The organism is Salinimicrobium oceani (assembly GCF_012037645.1).
Genome location: NZ_JAAVJR010001592.1, coordinates 1 through 289, shown reverse-complemented (window position 1 = coordinate 289; position 289 = coordinate 1). Strand labels below are relative to the sequence as shown.

At 32.5% G+C, this 289-nt stretch carries 1 protein-coding gene; it reads right to left on the bottom strand.

The features are described from left to right. Positions 1-289: DUF6794 domain-containing protein (locus HC175_RS23205; protein WP_168140102.1), on the bottom strand; the 289-nt coding region annotated here is incomplete at both ends.

The following is a 289-nucleotide window of genomic DNA, read 5'->3' as shown; positions in this document are numbered from 1 at the left end:
TAAATCATCCCAATATTTTTTGTGGTAACTTATTTGTCCATTAAGGTCAATCGGTCTATTATTTAGAGTTCTATGGAAGGAGGTTAGTATTATTGAAGACATATCATCTGGATGGGAGATTCCTTTCCTTTTAAAGTATCTTGCAATCCGGTTTTTTCCTTCCCATAATTCCCAGCCATTCCTAATTCCCATTCCAGATCCAAAATGTAATTCTGTTACAGCAGTATTTTCTTCCTTATTTTGAAATTCAATCTTATCAGATTCAGACCATTGACAATTTAAATATTCA